This window comes from Pseudomonas sp. Ors-4-3C, from assembly GCF_055755035.1.
In genome coordinates this window covers 3,644,635-3,661,821 of record NZ_CM146900.1, presented here as the reverse complement: position 1 = coordinate 3,661,821, position 17,187 = coordinate 3,644,635, and the positions used below count along the sequence as shown (strand labels likewise).

The following is a 17,187-nucleotide window of genomic DNA, read 5'->3' as shown; positions in this document are numbered from 1 at the left end:
TAACTGGCAACACATCAACATCTGACTGAAGAGATCAAGCATGAGCGACGCCGGCCGCGCCGACGCATTGTTAGCAGAACTGCCCCGCGACGGCCGTGGCCGACTCAAGGTTTTCCTTGGCGCCGCCCCCGGTGTCGGCAAGACCTACGCCATGCTCCAGGCCGCGCACACGCAATTGCGTCAGGGCGTGAAAATCATTGCCGGCGTCGTCGAAACCCATGGCCGAGCGGAAACCGAAGCGCTGCTCGGTGGTTTGCCGCAGCAGCCGCTGGTGCGCTCGGAATACCGTGGCGTGATGCTCGAAGAAATGGACCTCGACGGCTTGCTCGCGGCCAAACCGAAACTGGTGCTGGTGGACGAACTGGCGCACACCAATGCCCCCGGCAGTCGCCACGCCAAGCGCTGGCAGGATATTCAGGAACTGCTCGCCGCCGGCATCGACGTGTACACCACGGTCAACGTCCAGCACCTGGAAAGTCTCAACGATCAGGTGCGCGGGATCACCGGTGTGCAGGTGCGCGAAACCCTGCCGGACTGGGTGCTGCAGGAAGCCTACGAACTGCTGCTGATCGACCTGCCACCGCGTGAATTGCTGGAGCGTCTGCGCGAAGGCAAGGTCTACGTGCCGGAACAGGCGCGGGCGGCGATCGATGCGTTTTTCACCCAGACCAACCTCACCGCGTTGCGTGAACTGGCGATGCAGACTGCCGCCGCGCAGGTCGATAACGATCTCGCTCAAGGCTATCGCCAACTCGGTCAGGCGGCGCCGGCGGTGCGCGGGCGTTTGCTGGTCGGCGTCGATGGCGATGCGCACGCCGAACGCCTGGTGCGCCACGCCAGCCGGGTGGCCCAGCGTCGGCATCTGCCGTGGAGTCTGGTGCATGTCGACAACGGCACGGTGCGCGACGAGCAATCGCGCCTGCGCCTGCAAAATGCCCAGCAACTGGCCGAACGCCTCGGCGGCGAAGTGGTGTTGCTGCGCGCCGGCGAAGTGGCGAAAACCCTGATCCAGCATGCCGCCGAACGCCGGGCAAGTCTGGTGCTGGTCGGCCAGTCGCGGCCGAGTCTGCGCCGTCGCCTGTTCGGCGGTGGTCTGGCGGCGCGTTTGCTGCGTCAGGCCCACGGTCTGGAAATCAACGTGCTCGACAATGATCGCGAGCAGCCTGCGCCGCGCCTTCGCGTCACGCCGACGCTGGTGTGGTTCGATTACGCGCTGGCACTGGTCGCCACGGTATTGGCCAGTGCGCTGGCGTGGGCGGTGTCGAGTATTTTGCCGCTGCCGAACATCTCGCTGGTGTTCCTCGCCGCGGTGCTGCTGGTGGCGGTGCGCAGCAGCCTGGGGCCAGCGCTGGCGTGCGCGGCGCTGTCGTTTCTGACCTACGATTTCCTGTTCATTCCGCCGAATTTTTCCTTCGCCATCCAGCGCGAAGAAGACGTTCTGACCTTGCTGTTCTTCCTGCTGATGGCGGCGCTCACCGGCAATCTCGCGGCGCGTCAGCGGCGTCAGTTGCAGGCCCTGCGCGATACGCAGGAGGAAACCAGCGAACTGCTCGACCTGTCACGCAAACTGACTGCCGCGACGGATCGTCAGGCGGTGATCAGCGCTGCGGCCCAGCACCTCAATGGCTGGAGCGATTTGCAGTTGTGCCTGCTCAATCGGGACGGGCAGGGCGGCTGGAAAGTCGAGACCGGCGGGCCGCTGGAGTTCACCGAGGCGGAACGGGCTGCGGCCGATTGGGCCTGGCAGCACGATCAACCGGCCGGCATGGGCACCGGCACGCTGCCGTTCGGTCGCTGGTGGTGGTGGCCGCTGTCGGTGGAGGACGGGCCGCTGGCGCTGCTCGGGGTCTGCGCCAAAGAGGGCCAGACCTTGAGCGGCCAGCGCCGACGCCTGCTCACCGCGTTGAGTCAGCCACTGGCTCAGGCATTGTCCCGGGCGCAACTGGCCGATGATCTGGAAGCCGCGCGCCTGCACGGCGAAACCGAACAACTGCGCAGTGCGCTGCTGGCCTCGGTGTCCCACGATCTGCGTACACCGCTGACGTCCATGCGCGGCAGTATCGACAGCCTGTTGGCCCTCGGCGAAGCCATTCCGCTGGAGGATCGCCGCGAGTTGCTCGAAGGCACACGCGATGAAGCCGAACGCCTCGATCGCTATATCCAGAATCTGCTCGACATGACGCGCCTCGGCCACGGTGCGTTGAAGCTGGCGCGGGACTGGGTGTCGCCGGCAGACATCGTCGGCAGTTCGCTCAATCGCCTGCGTGCGGTGCTGGCGCCGCTGCAGGTCAGCACCGACGTGCCCGCCGAGCTGCCGCTGCTGTTCGTGCACGCGGCGCTGATCGAACAGGCGCTGGTCAATGTGCTGGAAAACGCTGCGCGGTTCTCGCCGGCCCATGGGCGTTTGCAACTGCGTGCCGGCGCCAGTGACGAAGAGATTTTCTTCTCGGTCAGCGACGAAGGCCCGGGGATTCCCGAGGACGAGCGGGCGAAGATTTTCGACATGTTCTACACCGCCGCGCGGGGTGATCGCGGAGGGCAGGGCACGGGGCTGGGGCTGGCGATCTGTCAGGGCATGGTCGGCGCGCATGGCGGGCGGATCAGCGTGGCCGACGGCATCGACGGCCGCGGCACCTGCATTACTCTGCACCTGCCGTTGCAGACGCAACCGGGGATGGACAATGAAGCCTGATCGCGACTGCGCTACTCTCTTGCCAATCTTTTGTGTCGATGTGAATTCATGAGCCAGACCGCGACCATTTTGGTCATTGATGACGAACCACAGATCCGTAAATTCCTGCGCATCAGCCTCGCCTCGCAAGGCTACAAAGTGCTGGAGGCCGGCACCGGCGCCGAGGGCCTGGCCCAGGCGGCGTTGAACAAACCCGACCTGCTGGTGCTCGACCTCGGCTTGCCGGACATGGACGGCCAGCAGGTGCTGCGCGAGTTTCGCGAGTGGGCCACCGCGCCCGTGCTGGTGCTCTCGGTGCGCGCCAGTGAGGGGCAGAAAGTCCAGGCGCTGGATGGCGGCGCCAACGACTACGTGACCAAGCCGTTCGGCATTCAGGAATTTCTCGCCCGGGTCCGCGCGTTGTTGCGTCAGGCGCCGGCCGGCGAGGCCCAGCAAGCGGCGCTGACGTTCGGCCCGCTGACCGTGGATCTGGCTTATCGGCGGGTGTTGCTCGACGGTGTTGAAGTGGCGCTGACCCGCAAGGAATACGCGGTGCTGGCGCAACTGGCGCGGCATCCGGGACGGGTGATCACCCAGCAGCAATTGCTCAAGGATATCTGGGGGCCGACGCATACCGAGGACAGTCATTACCTGCGGATTGTGGTCGGGCATTTGCGTCAGAAGCTGGCGGATGATCCGACCCGGCCGCGGTTTATTGTGACGGAGGCGGGGGTTGGGTATCGGCTGTTGAGTGATAACAGTCTGTAGGTTTTGTGTTGCCTGGTCTGGCCCCTTCGCGAGCAAGCCCGCTCCCACAGTGGTCGGTGTGATACACAAATTTCAATAACACCCCAGAACCCTGTGGGAGCGGGCTTGCCCGCGAAGAGGCCCTGACAGGCAACCGAGAACTTCAGGGCTCTCTGCTCTGCTCACTTTCATACCGATCCAGCGTATCCCGCGCAATCTCCCGTCCCAGTGCGATCAACTCCGGCGCCTTGTAGAACTCGAAAAACCGGCACACGCGCTTCGGCACGTTGATCAGGATGTCCGGCGGATAGCCGGCGATCTTGTATTGCGCCAGCGAGGTCTGCATCACCTCGAAACTCTGGTTGATCAGGTCCAGCAGTGACGCCGGCCCGACGTTGTCGATGATGAACGAGCCGGTGGCGGATTTCGGCGCGCCTTCGCGCTCGGGGGCCGCTGCCGGTTGCTGACTTTCCGGCTCGCTGCCCTCGAGCCACGGGTTGATCTCGGCCGCCTCGGCGCGCAGGGCTTCCTGTTCGAGCAACAGCAATTGTTCGGCCTGTTTGCGCCGGAACGGCATCTTCGAACCCAGCGAACTGAGCAGGCTGTCAAAGCGCGAACGAAACGCTGGCGGACGCTCGATCACCGGCAGTTTGTAGTGGCGCTGGTTGGTCGCGTTGAGGTTGACCGCGATGATCAGGTCGCAGTGGCTGGAGACTACCGGCACGATCGGCAACGGGTTGAGAATGCCGCCGTCCACCAGCATCCGGTTGCCCTGCATCACCGGAGTGAACAGGCTGGGAATCGCCGCCGAGGCGCGCATTGCCTGATGCAGGCAGCCTTCCTGGAACCAGATTTCCTGCTGGTTGGTGAGGTCGGCGGCGACGGCGGTGTAGGGAATGCGCAGGTCTTCGATATTGATCTCGCCGACGATCTTGCGGATCTGCCCGAAGACTTTCTCGCCGCGAATCGCCCCGAGGCGAAAGCTCACGTCCACCAGACGCAGCACATCCAGATAATCGAGCGTTTCGATCCAGGTGCGGTACTCGTCGAGTTTGCCCGCCGCATAGATCCCGCCGACCACTGCGCCCATCGAACAACCGGCAATGCAGGCAATGTCGTAACCGCGTCTTTCGATCTCCTCAATGACCCCGATATGGGCGTAGCCCCGGGCGCCTCCGGAGCCCAGCACCAGTGCGACACGCTTTTTCATCAAACTTCCTCCCCCGACAAGGCACCACAATGCACCCATCCATGGGCGGGCGACAATCGCCAGAGTCGTTCGGGGCGGCAGCAGAGTCGTTTTCCGATACTGTGTGACCCGTCGGGGTTATCTTTTCGTCACCGCAGATTCACCGGGCGCCAAGGCACTTTTTTCGCGCCGTAACGTCTTACCTGCACGACTGTTGACCTATTTGAGGAGTTAGTGATGAAAGCCTGGATCTGTGTGCCGTTGATCGCGCTGGCATTGGCCGGTTGCGCTGGCAAGACTGCTTATCGCGACAGCTGCGGCAGTCAGCTCGATGCGGCGTGGCATGAACTGGATCTGGCCAAGGCCGAAGGTTTCGCCGGTACGGTCAGTTACTCCAAGGCGCTGTCGTTGCTGACGGCGGCCAAGACCCAACAGCAATTCGAAGGTTTCGAGGGCTGCAGCAACAAAGCCGAGAAGGCGCGTTTCTATATTCGCGAATCCCGCGCCGGGCGCTAAGCTGCTGACTTGACGCAAGGATGCGGCTGGCCGACCACGGCAGACTCATCTTTCAAGCCATGTGAATCAGGAGCAAGCGATGTCTGCGTTGGTTGACCGGTTGGTGGCTCATGTCCTGAGTCTGGAAGTGCGTTTGCTGGCCTGTCAGGCGCGTATGACCGCGCGTACCGACCCCGAGGCGCTGCACGACTTGCGCACCACGGTGCGCCGTTTGCGCAGCCTGTTGCGGCCCTTGCGTGGCTTGCCGGGTGTAGAACAACTGGAGGGCGCCGCATCGGCGGTCGGTCAGTTGACCACACCGTGGCGCGATCGCGAGGTGTTGGCCGCCTACCTGCTCCAGCACGATCAACCGCAGGCCGCGCAGCGGCGCATGGCACAGATGGCGGAAGCGTATCCGACGCTGGCGGCGAGTGCCGAGGTGGCTTCGCTGCTGATCATCCTCGACGCGTTCCCGCGATTCCTGCGCGCCTCCGAGCGTCAGGGATTGCTCAAGGGCCTGGCCAAACGCATCGAAAAACGCCTGCACAAACAATGGAAAAAACTCGACCAGGCCCTGCACGATCCTGCCCACGATCGGCATCGCCTGCGCTTGCTGATCAAGCGCGTGCGCTATGGCATCGAAGCCTATCCGGAACTGGATCGCCTGCCTGAAGCGGCGCTGGCACGGCTGAAGTCGGCGCAGGGCGCGCTGGGCGACTGGCACGATTGCTGGCAGTGGCTGGCGCGGGCCAAGCTGGAAAGTGATCTGCAACCGTGCGTCGCGACCTGGCAGGCGGGCCTGATCAAGGCTGAAGCCAAGGCGGATCGGGTGCTCGACAAACTCAGCACTGCCTGCTTCAAATCCTGAATTCTCCATTGACCCTTTGTGGGAGCGGGCTTGCTCGCGAAAGCGCTGTATCACTAGACACATCGGTGACTGACACAGCGCTTTCGCGAGCAAGCCCGCTCCCACATTCGAATATCTTCCTGACCTTAAGGCCTTTCTGTCAGTCCATTTGACCGGAATAGACGCTGCGGCGCTCTCTCATGCTGGTTAAGATCGCAGCATTCAATTTTCGCTTGCTGAGGTTGTCATGCGCTTTTCCGATCTGCTCGATGCGGTCCGTCGCGATCCAGAACTGACCATTCCCGCCGAGTGGGGCCAGGGTCGGGCCAGTTTTGGTGGCCTGGTCGCGGCGCTGCAATACGAAGCCATGCGCGCGAAAGTGCCAGCCGAGCGCCCGGTGCGTTCGCTGGCGATCACCTTTGTCGGCCCGGTCGAGCCGGAAGTACCGGTGAGTTTCGAAGTCGATGTGTTGCGCGAAGGCAAAGCAGTCAGCCAGGTGCTGGGGCGGGCCATGCAGAACGGTCAGGTGGTAACGATCGTGCAGGGCAGTTTCGGCGCTTCGCGGCCCTCGGAGGTGGCGGTTGAGGCCTATCCCGCTGCTGAAATGAAACACTGGGATGAATGCCAGGAGTTGCCCTATATCAAAGGCGTGACCCCGGAGTTCATGCGGCATCTATCGATGCGCTGGAGTGTCGGCGGCATGCCGTTCACCGGCAATAAATCGCGGCAGATGGGCGGTTGGGTGCGTTTGCGTGGCGATGTGAAGGAAGAGCCGGTCAATGAGGCGCATCTGTTGGCACTGGTGGATGCGTGGCCACCGGCATTGTTGCCGTATCTGAAGAAACCGGCACCGGGCAGCACGCTGACCTGGACCATTGAATTCGTTCAGCCATTACGCGACCTGAGCACCCTGGACTGGTGCAAATACCTGGCAGACATCGAATACGCCGCCGACGGTTACGGCCATGTCGCCGCCAAGCTGTGGAGTGCGGACGGGGAGTTGATCGCCATGAGTCGTCAGACCGTAACGATTTTTGCCTGAATCAATGCCGACGGTGCCGCTCCCGCCAGGCGCGCCACCAGCCACCGGTGAGCAAGAACCGCGGAAAGGTCAGGAACTGCTCGACCAGCAAGCGTGACACTGCATCCTGGCGGTCGCTGAACGGCTCGGAGGCTTGCGCCTCCAGACTGTGGCCGTGGCGCTGCAAAGCCAGCGCCGCGACAATACCAATCACGCCGATGGCGACACTGGCCAGACTCAGGCTGAACACGCCAGAGACGATCAACAGAAACGCGACGATGAACAACGGTACGGCAATCAGGTGCAACACCAGATTGGTCGGGTGCTGGTGATTGTTCGGGTACGCGCGCCATTGCCACGCGGGAAGGTTGGGATGACGTTTGCCCATGTTTGCTACTCCTCGATCCATGTTGAACACATGGTTGGAGAATAGGCCGGGGCGGGTGGGGCGGCGAATCAAGGTTGGCTATGGCGATGATAGGCGTCATCGCCGGATTCGATGTTGACCCGGTTGACGCCTTCGCGAGCAAGCTCGCTCCCACAGGGGATTGGTGTACGCCACAGATTCCCTGTGGGAGCGAGCTTGCTCGCGAAGGCGTCGTCAGAGTTTCAACTGACCAATAGCCTTGTTGAGCTCCCCGGCCAACGTCGCCAACTCATTACTGGTGGTCGCCGAATCCACTGTCTGCTGCACGGTATTCTCGGTCACATCACGAATGCTCACCACCGCCCGATTCATCTCTTCCGCGACCTGACTCTGCTGTTCCGCCGCCACCGCAATCTGCGTGTTGCTCTCGCGCATCTGCGCCACGGCGCCAGTGATTTCCGCCAGCGCCTCGCCAGCCTCCTGCGCCTGCTGCACGCAGTCGTCGGCCTTGTACGAACTCTCCTGCATGAAGTCCACCGCATCGCGCGTGCCGGCCTGCAGTGCCGAGACCATGGTGGTGATTTCATCGGTGGAGGTCTGCACGCGCTTGGCGAGGTTGCGCACCTCATCGGCGACCACCGCAAAACCGCGGCCCATCTCGCCGGCACGCGCCGCTTCGATGGCGGCGTTCAGCGCCAGCAGATTGGTCTGCTCGGCGATACTGTGAATCACGCTGACCACACCGTTGATTTTCTGGCTGTCCTCGGCCAGACGCTGAATCATCTCGGCGGTTTGCTGCACGCCGCTGGAGAGTCCGGCAATCGACTGCTGCACACGGCTGACCACTTGCTGGCCGCTGCCGGCCAGACTGTCGGCGGTTTGCGACAGGTCGCGAGTGGCACCGGCGTGCTGCGCGATGTGATAAACCGTGGCGGTCATTTCGTTGATCGCGGTGGCGGCCTGATCGGTCTCGCTCTGTTGACCGAGCATGCCGTGGCGCACGTCGTTCATGCTCGCCGCCAGACGTGCGGCACCGACGTCCAGTTGCCGCGCGGTGTTGGCGACGGTGGTGACCACGCGCTGATAACCGGCCTGCATCGCATTGAACGCATTGGCCATCTGCCCGACTTCGTCCTTGCAGGCCAGCGGCACGCGGGCCGAGAGGTCACCGCTTTTTTCGACGTGCAGCATCACGTCTTTCAGCGTGTTGAGCTGACTGAGCAGGAAACGGATCAGCAGCTGTGAGGCGCAAAGCATGGCGAACATCAGGATGAACACCGCCACGGCGTAGTTGGCAAAACGCTCGCTGAACACTTGCGCCAGGCTTGGGCCATAGGCAATGACCGCGACTTGCTGGCCGTCGGCGCGACTGAACACTTCGGCACCCATCAGCGGGTTGTTGCCGAACAGCGGCAGATGATTGATCTCGTTCCAGCCGTTGCTTTCGCTGATCTCCAGCACAGGTTGGTCGTTGAGGCGCGGCGCTTCACCGCGTTTGAACGTCAGCACCTGGTCAGCCTTGGGCAACGCCTGCCCGGCCGGCCAGGCCTTGAGCAATTGCGCCTGAGCCTGAGCAGATGCTTGTGAGGCTTGGCTGCGGGCCTGCTGCTCGAGTTGCACGGCGTACAGCACCAGCAGCAGGGTGGTGACGAAAGCGACCGCATTGACCGCCCAGAATTTGTATTTCAGCGAGATATTGCTAAGCCAGGCACCCATGGAGGTCTTCTCTGATAGCGGAAACAGTTTTGGCAAGGTGCCAGTATTGTGCCGCTATGCAGATATCGGGATGTTGATATGGGTCAACAGGTTCTACGCTGATCCCCCTGTGGGAGCGGGCTTGCTCGCGAAGGCAGTGTGTCAGTCATTGTTAATTAACTGAACCACCGCCTTCGCGAGCAAGCCCGCTCCCACAATGGGATTTGAGGTGTATCAGGGCAGGGTGGGCAGGTTGAAGAATGCGCGGGCGCACGCTGTGGTATGTGCTGCCAGATCTTCCTCGGCTTCGCCCCGATGCAGCGCCACTTCGCGCAGCACTTCGGTCAGATACGCCGGTTCATTACGCCCGTTCTTCGGCTTTGGGCGCAAGGTGCGGGGCAGCAGGTACGGCGCGTCGCTTTCGAGCATCAGCCGTCCGCGCTTGATCTCCTTGACCAGCGGATGCAGGTGCGTGCCCCGGCGCTCGTCGCAGATCCAGCCGGTGATGCCGATGTGCAGGTCCAGATCCAGGTAACTGAACAAGGCTTTTTGCTCGCCGGTAAAGCAGTGCACCACGGCGGCGGGCAATTGATCGCGGAAGTCCCTGAGGATTTCCAGCAGACGCTGACTGGCGTCACGCTCGTGCAGGAACACCGGTAACTGCAGTTCTGCGGCCAGCGCCAGATGTTCTTCGAGGACTTTTTCCTGCTGCGGACGCGGCGAGAAATCCCGGTTGAAATCCAGCCCGCATTCGCCCACGGCGACCACGTTTGCTTCTTGCAGCAGACTGCGCAAACGGCGCGCGCTGTCAGCGTTCCAGTCACTGGCCGAATGCGGGTGAATGCCGGCGGTAGCGAACAGGCGCTGGCCGCTTTGATCCAGTTGCCGGCACAGCTCCAGCGCCTGTTCGCTGCCCTCGACGCTGGTGCCGGTCAGCACCAGTTGGCAGACCCCGGCAGCGTAGGCGCGGTCGAGCACGGCCTGATGTTTTTCGGCGAAACTTGGGTTGGTCAGGTTGACGCCGATATCGATGAGTTGCATGGTTGCTACCTCGGGCCGAAGGCCGGAAAGCATACCAGAGCTGTAGATTCATAAGAAAAGCCAAGAACTACAACGAGTTATAGCTGTCTTTTGATGCCGCGAGACTGCTCGGGTTGGCGCAAATGCCATCCTCGTGCCAGTCTCTTGCACTTTGTCAGCGCTCCAGGCGCTCTGTTTTCGTCGGCGATTTCGACCGTTCAGCGGTTGGAAAACGCCCCCGTATTCTTTCCGGAGAGTGGATGCATCGTCCCTCGGTTTTGCTCCTGTTGTGTGCGTCGCTGCTGCTGCCGATAACGGCGGTTGCGCGCTTGCCCGGGCCACTGCAAGCCGTGCCGGCCGCCAAGGTCCGCGACCTGTCGGAGATACGCAGTAGTCGCGTGTTGCGCGTGCTGGTCAACCAGAGTCGCAACAGCTCCGGTGAAGTCCAGGGCCAGGCCATCGGTGTCGAATACCATCGCCTGCGCGCCTTCGAGCAATACCTCAATGGCCACGCCCGCGATGGCCAGGAAATCACCCTAAAAATCATTCCCAAAGCCAAGGATCAACTGCTCGGCGCGTTGCAGCGCGGCGAAGGTGATCTGGTCGCGCCCGGCGAACTGCTCGATCTGCAACCCGGCCACGCGGTGGCCAGCAGCGAGCCGATCGCCAGCAACGTGCCGCTGGTGCTGGTCGGCATCAAGGGCGAGCGTCGCTACACCAAGGTCGAACAGCTTTCCGGCAAGACCCTGGCCTTGCCGACCGGCAGTGCGGCGGGGGAGGCGGTCAGTCAGCTCAATCAGAAACTGGCGCTGCGCAAACTGGCACCGATCAAGATCGAATGGGTCGATCCGACCCTGGCGGTCGAGGACGTGCTGGAGATGGTGCAGGGCGGGATTTTTCATCTGACCATCGTCGAGCAACCGATCGCCGAACGCTGGGGCAAGATCCTGCCCAAGCTGCGTTTCGATCGGCAATTGATGATCAGCGAGCCGGGTGAGGAATACTGGTTTGTGCGCCGTGATGCCTCGATGCTGCGGGCAAGCATTGATCGCTTCCTGGTCGGGTATAAGAAACCGGCGAACGAGGATGCCGAGTTTCTGCGGATCTATCGGCGCCTTTACCAAGTGCACTATCCGTTGGCCAAGGCTGATCGTCAGCGTCTGGAAAAACTGCGCCCCACCCTGCAAAAACACGCCGACGCGCAAAGCATGGACTGGCTGAATCTGGCGGCGCTGGCCTTCAAGGAATCGGCCCTGCAACCCAGCGCCCGCAGCGGCAGTGGGCCGACCGGGCTGATGCAGATCACCCCGTCCGCCGCGCAGCGAGTCGGGGTGAACAACATCCAGAATCTTGATGCGAATGTGCAGGCCGGGGCCAAGTACCTGGCGATGATCCGTCGCAAGTTTTTCAACAGTCCGAAGCTCAATGAGCGTGAGCGCATGGCGTTCACCCTGGCGGCCTACAACATCGGCCCGGAGCGTGTGCAAGGCATGCGCGCCGAGGCACGGCGGCGCGGGCTGAATCCGAACCAGTGGTTTTTTCAGGTCGAGCGCATCGCCATGGAGCAGGTGGGCATGGGGCCGGTCAGCTATGTTAATAGCGTGAACAAGTATTACCTGGCGTTCGACCGGGAGCGGGAGTCGTTGGAGCCCCGGGGACAGAAAGTAGCCTCACGCAAATAATCAAATAAATCGATTGGTATGGTGGAATATTTCCGCTTTTAACATGAAATTAACTGATTAATATGGCGGCCAACCAACACACACTTCTCCAAAAGGAATGACCCACATGAGCTCTCTGATCAACAAGGTACTGTTCACCCGCGCCGGTTACGGCCTGACCATTCTGCGTATCGCTGTTGGCGTGATCTTCGCCGCTCACGGTTCGCAAAAGCTGTTTGGTCTGTTTGGTGGTTACGGTCTGGCGGGGACTGCGCAGTACATGGACAGCCTCGGTCTGCACCCGGGTTACCTGATGGCCACACTGGCCGGCGGTACCGAGTTCTTTGCCGGTCTGGCGCTGATCATCGGCCTGCTGGTGCGTCCGGCAGCCTTGGGTCTGACCTTCCTGTCGCTGGTGGCGATCTTCACCGTTCACATCAGCAACGGTCTGTTCATGGCCAACAACGGTTACGAATTTGCCCTGGCGCTGCTGGGTGGCAGTCTTGCGGTGATGATCGAAGGCGCCGGCAAGCTGTCGGTGGATCGCGCCATCGCCGGTTGAGCGCTCTGGCTCAAGCAAAAGGCCCGCATTGTGCGGGCCTTTTTTGTTGCGGCCGATTCTTGACACTCATCGGTCACGTTATCTAGGATGTTGCTCATGCGCCGATTTAAACAGCTACTTGCGGGGCGCCAGGTGACTTCTACAGTTGCCGTCAGAAGCCGGAACAGGGCTTCGAAATACCGCTAAAGCGCTGGTTCGGTGTTGCCTCTCACCTGCCATGCAGACTTTTGAGGCAGAGACACGACACGATGAATGCACTACGCCCTCCAGCACGTCCCGCGCCGATCACGGCTCATATCACCCAGCGCAACCCAAAAATCCTGCTTGGCGGCAAACACCAGCCGACGCTGTTGCGTTATCTCGATGGCTGGCCACGTCGCAGCGGCGGTCCTGCCGCGTTCCTGATCCAGTTTGTCGAAGATGGTGAATCGCTGGCGCGCTTTGCCAGTGACAGTTTCGATCTGGCAGTGATTCAGGCACCGACCCAGGAAGATGCCCCGGAAATGATCAAGCAACTGGTTCGCGTCGCGCGGCAGGGTTTGATCACCCGCCGCTGAAACGCTCAGGGATAGTCGATCGCCACGATATAGACAAATTGCTCACCGGTTGGCGTCTGTACCCGGACTTCGGCGTCCAGCGCCTTGCCGATCAAGGCGCGGGCCAGCGGTGAGTCGATGCTGATCAGGCCGAGTTTCAGATCCAGCTCATCCGGGCCGACGATGCGGTAGCGCGACTGCTTGCCGTCTTCGTCCTCGATGGTCACCCATGCACCGAAGTAGACCTTGTTCGGATCGCTGGGTTTTTCGCTGACGACCTTCAAGGCTTCGAGCCGCTTGGTGAGAAAACGCACGCGGCTGTCGATCTCGCGCAGCATTTTCTTGCCATAGGTGTACTCGGCGTTTTCCGAACGATCACCCTGGGCCGCTGCCTCGCTGACTGACTGCGTCACCTGCGGGCGGCGCACATGCCACAGCTCATGGAATTCGGCGCGCATCCGCGCTTCACCTTCAGGGGTGATCAGCGCGGTGCCGGCGGTGCGGGGAGGGCGATAACGGCTCATGGCAGCTTCTTGTGGTGACGAAGACAGGAGTCTATCAACCCTCGCGCAGGACTGTCAGCGGACTCGCATTCAACGCCCGGCGTGTGCCGAATACACCCGCACCACCAATCAGCACGGCGCCGATCAATGGCAGCACCAGCAACCATGGATGTGGATGCCACGGCAGATCGAACGCATAGCGATACAGCACCAGGCTCACCACCTCCGAACCAATGGCTGCCAGCAAACCGCTGAACGCCCCGAGCAAGCCGAACTCGATGCGCCGGGCCTTGACCAGCAACTGCCGTTGCGCCCCCAGCGCACGTAACAGCGCGCCTTGGCGAATGCGTTCATCCAGGGTTGCCTGCAAGCCGGAGAACAGCACGGCCATCCCCGCCGCCAACACAAACAACAACACGTATTCCACCGCCAGGGTGACCTGGGCGAGGATGCTGCGCAGTTGTTCCAGCAGAGCTTCGACCTGAAGAATGGTCACTGCCGGAAATGCCCGTGACAGTTCGACGATCTGCTGATCGTGACCGGGTGCCAGATAAAAACTGGTCAGGTAGGTGGCCGGCAGATCCTTCAGGGTGCCGGGCTGGAAGATCATGAAGAAGTTCGGCTGGAAGTTGTCCCAGTTGATCTCGCGCAGGCTGGTGACTTTCGCTTCACGATTGACCCCGCCCACGCTGAACACCATGTGATCGCCGAGTTTGAGCTTGAGGCTTTCCGCGACTTTGCCTTCAACTGAAACGCCCGGCACGTCATCCGAGGGTTGCTCGGTCCACCAGGTACCGGCGGTGAGCTTGTTGCCGGCCGGAAGGTCAGCCGCCCAGGTCAGGCTCAAGTCACGCTGCACCGCGCGGTCGCCGGCCGAATCCTTGCTGACGATCTGCTGCACCGGTTCGCCGTTGATGCTGATCAGCCGTCCCGGCACCACTGGATACAGCGGCGCCGCTTGTGCGGACACCTTGATCAAATGATCGGTGAAGGCCTGTTTGTCCGCCGGCAGGATGTTCAGGGCGAAGTAGTTGGGGGCGTTTTTCGGCAACTGGTTTTGCCAGGTGTCGAGCAATTCACCGCGCAGCAGGGCGATCAGCGCCATCGACAGCAGTATCAGACCGAACGCCAGCGCTTGCCCGGCCGCCGCCAGCGGATGACGCAGCAACTGACCCAGACCGAGGCGCCACGGCAGAGGCGCACGGGCGAGCATCCGCCGCAGGCTGTTGAGCAACAACAGCAGCAAGCCTCCCAATAGCAGCGCAGCGACCACACCACCGCCCAGCAGGGCGAAAGTCAGCAACAGATCCAGACTCAGGCGCCACATGATCAGGCCCAGCGCACCCAGCGCTGCGCCATAAACCATCCAGGTGCTCGACGGAATCGGCAGCATGTCGCGTCGCAGTACGCGCAACGGTGGCACCCGGCCCAGCGCGGCAAGCGGTGGCAGGGCGAAACCAGCCAGTGCCACCAGCCCGGTGCCGATCCCGGCGAGCGCCGGAAACAGGCCGCCCGGTGGCACATCGGCGGGTAGCAGATCATGCAACAGAGCGAACAGTCCCAGTTGCGCCAGCCAGCCGAGCACGGCACCACTGAGGGCGGCGAACAGGCCCAGCACGGTCAGCTGAATACTGAACAGCGCCATGGTTTCCCGGCGCGACAGCCCGAGGCAGCGCAACAGCGCGCTGGCATCGAAGCGGCGGCTGGCGAAGCGGTTGGCCGATAACGCTACGGCCACGCCGGCCAGCAACACCGCGACCAGACTGGCCATGTTCAGATAACGCTCGGCCTTGCCCAGTGCACCGCCAATCTGCCGATTGCCGTCGCGCGCATCTTCGATTCGCTGGTTGGCCGCCAACCCCGGTTTGATCAATTGCCGGTAGGTCTCCAGCGCCTGCGGTTGACCGCGCCACAACTCGCGGTAGCTCACGCGGCTACCGGGCTGCACCACGCCGGTGGCGGCGAGGTCGTCGAGGTTGATCATCACCCGAGGCGTGAGGCTGTAGAAGTTGCCGGCGCGATCCGGTTCGTAGGTCAGCACGCGGGTCAGCTTCAGGGTTTTCATGCCGACGTCGATGCTGTCGCCGATCTTCAGATCCAGGGCGGTCAGCAGACGTGCTTCGACCCAGGCTTCACCGGGTTGCGGTTCGCCGCCGGCTGTTTCAACGGCAAACGGGGCCGGGGCGCTTTTCAGTTCGCCGCGCAGTGGGTAGGCGCGGTCGACGGCTTTGATGCTCGATAACTGAATGCCGTTGTCAGTGGCGATTACACTGGAAAATTCCACCACCTGCGCATGATTCAAGCGCAGCTCGGTGCCGCTGCGGATCTGTTCGTCGCGGGCCGGCGAGCTGCCCTCAAGCACCAGGTCGGCGCCAAGGAACTCGGTGGCGCGCAGCATCATTGCGCCGTTGAGGCGGGCGCCGAAGTAGCCGATGGCGGTACTCGCCGCGACCGCCACCACCAGCGCGAAAAACAACACTCGCAATTCCCCGGCGCGGGCATCGCGCATGAGTTGACGTAGCGCGAGACTGAACAGACGCAACAGCGGCAAACGTGCCATCAAGGCTCCAGAGGGGCGACCAGCAGCCCGGCTTCAAGTCGGATCAGACGCCGGCAGCGATGGGCCAGGCGTTCGTCGTGGGTCACCAGCACCAGGGTGGTGCCGCGCTCCTTGTTCAATTCAAAGAGCAAATCGCTGATGCGCTCGCCGGTGTGGCTGTCGAGGTTGCCTGTGGGTTCGTCGGCGAACAGCACGTCCGGCTCGGCAGCGAAGGCCCGGGCAATCGCCACGCGCTGTTGTTCGCCACCGGAGAGCTGGCGCGGCGAGTGCGTCAGGCGCTGGCCGAGGCCGACCCGTTGCAGCAGTTCAGTAGCGCGCTCACGGGCGTCTTTGCGGCCATCGAGTTCCAGCGGCAGCATGACGTTTTCCAGCGCGTTGAGACTGTCGAGCAACTGGAATGACTGAAAGACGAACCCCACGTGTTCGGCACGGATGCGCGCGCGCTGGTCTTCGTCGAGGTTGCCCAGGGATTGCCCGGCGAGGATGACTTCGCCGCTGCTTGGCAGGTCGAGGCCGGCGAGCAGGCCGAGCAGGGTGGATTTGCCGGAACCGGACGCGCCGACGATGGCCAGGCTGTCGCCCTTGTTCAGTTCCAGGCTGAGTTCGTGCAGGATAGTCAGTTCACCTTCCGCGCTGGGAACCACTTTGCTGAGGTTCTTCGCGGTGAGAATGCTTGCGCCCATGGAGAATCCGATGCGTGTTTGGTTTTTGAGTGCTGGCCTGGCCTTGATGTGCATGGCCCAGAACGCAGCGGCGGGTACTGTCCTGATCGTTGGCGATAGTATCAGCGCCGGTTTCGGACTGGATACCCGCCTGGGGTGGGTATCGCTGCTCGAGCAACGGCTCAAGCAGGAGGGTTTTGACGACAAAGTGGTCAATGCCTCCATCAGCGGCGACACCAGTGCCGGAGGCCAGGCACGCCTGCCGGCGCTGCTTGCAGAGCATAAGCCGGCACTGGTGATCCTCGAGCTTGGGGGCAATGATGGCCTGCGCGGAATGCCGCCAACGCAATTGCAACAAAACCTTGCGGCGATGATCGACAGCTCGCGTCAGAGCGGCGCCAAGGTGCTGCTGCTGGGCATGCAATTACCGCCCAACTACGGCAAGCGTTACACCGATGCCTTCGCCGAGGTCTATGGCAAAGTTGCGGACGATAAAAAGATCCCGCTGGTGCCGTTTTTCCTCGACGGCGTGGGCGGGCATCCCGATCTGATGCAAGCCGATGGTCTGCACCCGGCAGCCGGGGCTCAGGGCAAGTTGCTGGAAAATGTCTGGCCGACGCTAAAACCGCTGTTATGAGGCTTTTCTAGTGA

16 protein-coding genes are annotated in these 17,187 nt (G+C 62.3%); 9 read left to right on the top strand and 7 right to left on the bottom strand.

The annotated features are described in order from the left end of the window. Positions 1–40 precede the first annotated feature (40 nt). The gene (locus ACVHNU_RS16425) at positions 41–2,692 is read left to right on the top strand and encodes a sensor histidine kinase (RefSeq protein WP_226499707.1); all 2,652 of its coding nucleotides are present in this window, start codon (positions 41–43) and stop codon (positions 2,690–2,692) included. Between the two features lie 48 nt (positions 2,693–2,740). Next, positions 2,741–3,439 (top strand): response regulator, encoded by a 699-nt coding sequence (locus ACVHNU_RS16420; protein WP_123587451.1) that lies wholly within the window; start codon positions 2,741–2,743, stop codon positions 3,437–3,439. A 142-nt stretch (positions 3,440–3,581) separates the two neighbouring features. Here ACVHNU_RS16420 and ACVHNU_RS16415 read toward each other — a convergent pair whose 3' ends face one another. Beyond that, positions 3,582–4,628, bottom strand: coding sequence for a patatin-like phospholipase family protein (locus ACVHNU_RS16415; RefSeq protein ID WP_473017829.1), 1,047 nt, complete (start codon positions 4,626–4,628; stop codon positions 3,582–3,584). A 216-nt stretch (positions 4,629–4,844) separates the two neighbouring features. On the opposite strand from ACVHNU_RS16415, the gene ACVHNU_RS16410 reads away from it, so the two are divergent. The 3 genes from ACVHNU_RS16410 (at position 4,845) to ACVHNU_RS16400 (ending at position 6,991) form a co-directional block, all read left to right on the top strand. Beyond that, positions 4,845–5,123 (top strand): hypothetical protein, encoded by a 279-nt coding sequence (locus ACVHNU_RS16410; RefSeq protein ID WP_007963692.1) that lies wholly within the window; start codon positions 4,845–4,847, stop codon positions 5,121–5,123. 79 nt (positions 5,124–5,202) lie between these two features. Continuing rightward, positions 5,203–5,970 (top strand): CHAD domain-containing protein, encoded by a 768-nt coding sequence (locus ACVHNU_RS16405; protein WP_226499708.1) that lies wholly within the window; start codon positions 5,203–5,205, stop codon positions 5,968–5,970. A 226-nt stretch (positions 5,971–6,196) separates the two neighbouring features. Further along, positions 6,197–6,991, top strand: a complete 795-nt coding sequence (locus tag ACVHNU_RS16400; RefSeq protein WP_003226833.1) for an acyl-CoA thioesterase — start codon at positions 6,197–6,199, stop codon at positions 6,989–6,991. Position 6,992: 1 nt separating this feature from the next. Here ACVHNU_RS16400 and ACVHNU_RS16395 read toward each other — a convergent pair whose 3' ends face one another. The 3 genes from ACVHNU_RS16395 to ACVHNU_RS16385 all read right to left on the bottom strand — a co-directional run bounded on the left by ACVHNU_RS16395 (position 6,993) and on the right by ACVHNU_RS16385 (position 10,073). Beyond that, positions 6,993–7,358 carry an Mpo1-like protein gene (locus tag ACVHNU_RS16395; RefSeq protein ID WP_473017828.1) on the bottom strand — a complete coding sequence of 122 codons (366 nt, stop codon included), beginning with the start codon at positions 7,356–7,358 and terminating at the stop codon, positions 6,993–6,995. Between the two features lie 213 nt (positions 7,359–7,571). After that, entirely contained in the window at positions 7,572–9,053 is a 1,482-nt protein-coding gene (locus tag ACVHNU_RS16390; protein ID WP_003226828.1) for a methyl-accepting chemotaxis protein, read from the bottom strand. Positions 9,054–9,266: 213 nt separating this feature from the next. Then, entirely contained in the window at positions 9,267–10,073 is an 807-nt protein-coding gene (locus tag ACVHNU_RS16385) for a TatD family hydrolase (protein ID WP_473017827.1), read from the bottom strand. 239 nt (positions 10,074–10,312) lie between these two features. On the opposite strand from ACVHNU_RS16385, the gene ACVHNU_RS16380 reads away from it, so the two are divergent. From ACVHNU_RS16380 to ACVHNU_RS16370, 3 genes are all read left to right on the top strand, one after another. Continuing rightward, positions 10,313–11,734 carry an MltF family protein gene (locus tag ACVHNU_RS16380; protein WP_103483842.1) on the top strand — a complete coding sequence of 474 codons (1,422 nt, stop codon included), beginning with the start codon at positions 10,313–10,315 and terminating at the stop codon, positions 11,732–11,734. Between the two features lie 106 nt (positions 11,735–11,840). Continuing rightward, complete coding sequence (locus ACVHNU_RS16375; RefSeq protein WP_003226822.1) at positions 11,841–12,275, top strand: DoxX family protein; 435 nt, start codon at positions 11,841–11,843, stop codon at positions 12,273–12,275. A 248-nt stretch (positions 12,276–12,523) separates the two neighbouring features. After that, entirely contained in the window at positions 12,524–12,832 is a 309-nt protein-coding gene (locus ACVHNU_RS16370) for a hypothetical protein (RefSeq protein WP_103483841.1), read from the top strand. Between the two features lie 5 nt (positions 12,833–12,837). Here the strand turns inward: ACVHNU_RS16370 and greB are convergent, their stop codons facing one another. The 3 genes from greB to ACVHNU_RS16355 are packed head-to-tail and all read right to left on the bottom strand — an operon-like array spanning position 12,838 to position 16,557. Further along, the gene (gene greB / locus ACVHNU_RS16365) at positions 12,838–13,335 is read right to left on the bottom strand and encodes a transcription elongation factor GreB (protein WP_003226818.1); all 498 of its coding nucleotides are present in this window, start codon (positions 13,333–13,335) and stop codon (positions 12,838–12,840) included. Positions 13,336–13,369: 34 nt separating this feature from the next. Further along, positions 13,370–15,874, bottom strand: coding sequence for an ABC transporter permease (locus ACVHNU_RS16360; RefSeq protein ID WP_473017826.1), 2,505 nt, complete (start codon positions 15,872–15,874; stop codon positions 13,370–13,372). Further along, a complete protein-coding gene (locus tag ACVHNU_RS16355; protein WP_103483839.1) occupies positions 15,874–16,557 on the bottom strand; it encodes an ABC transporter ATP-binding protein in 684 nt (227 codons plus the stop codon). The genes ACVHNU_RS16360 and ACVHNU_RS16355 overlap by 1 nt, the downstream gene beginning before the upstream one ends. Positions 16,558–16,567: 10 nt before the next feature. Here ACVHNU_RS16355 and ACVHNU_RS16350 point away from each other — a divergent pair, with 10 nt between their 5' ends. After that, entirely contained in the window at positions 16,568–17,173 is a 606-nt protein-coding gene (locus ACVHNU_RS16350) for an arylesterase (protein ID WP_003226814.1), read from the top strand. The last annotated feature ends 14 nt before the right edge of the window (positions 17,174–17,187 follow it).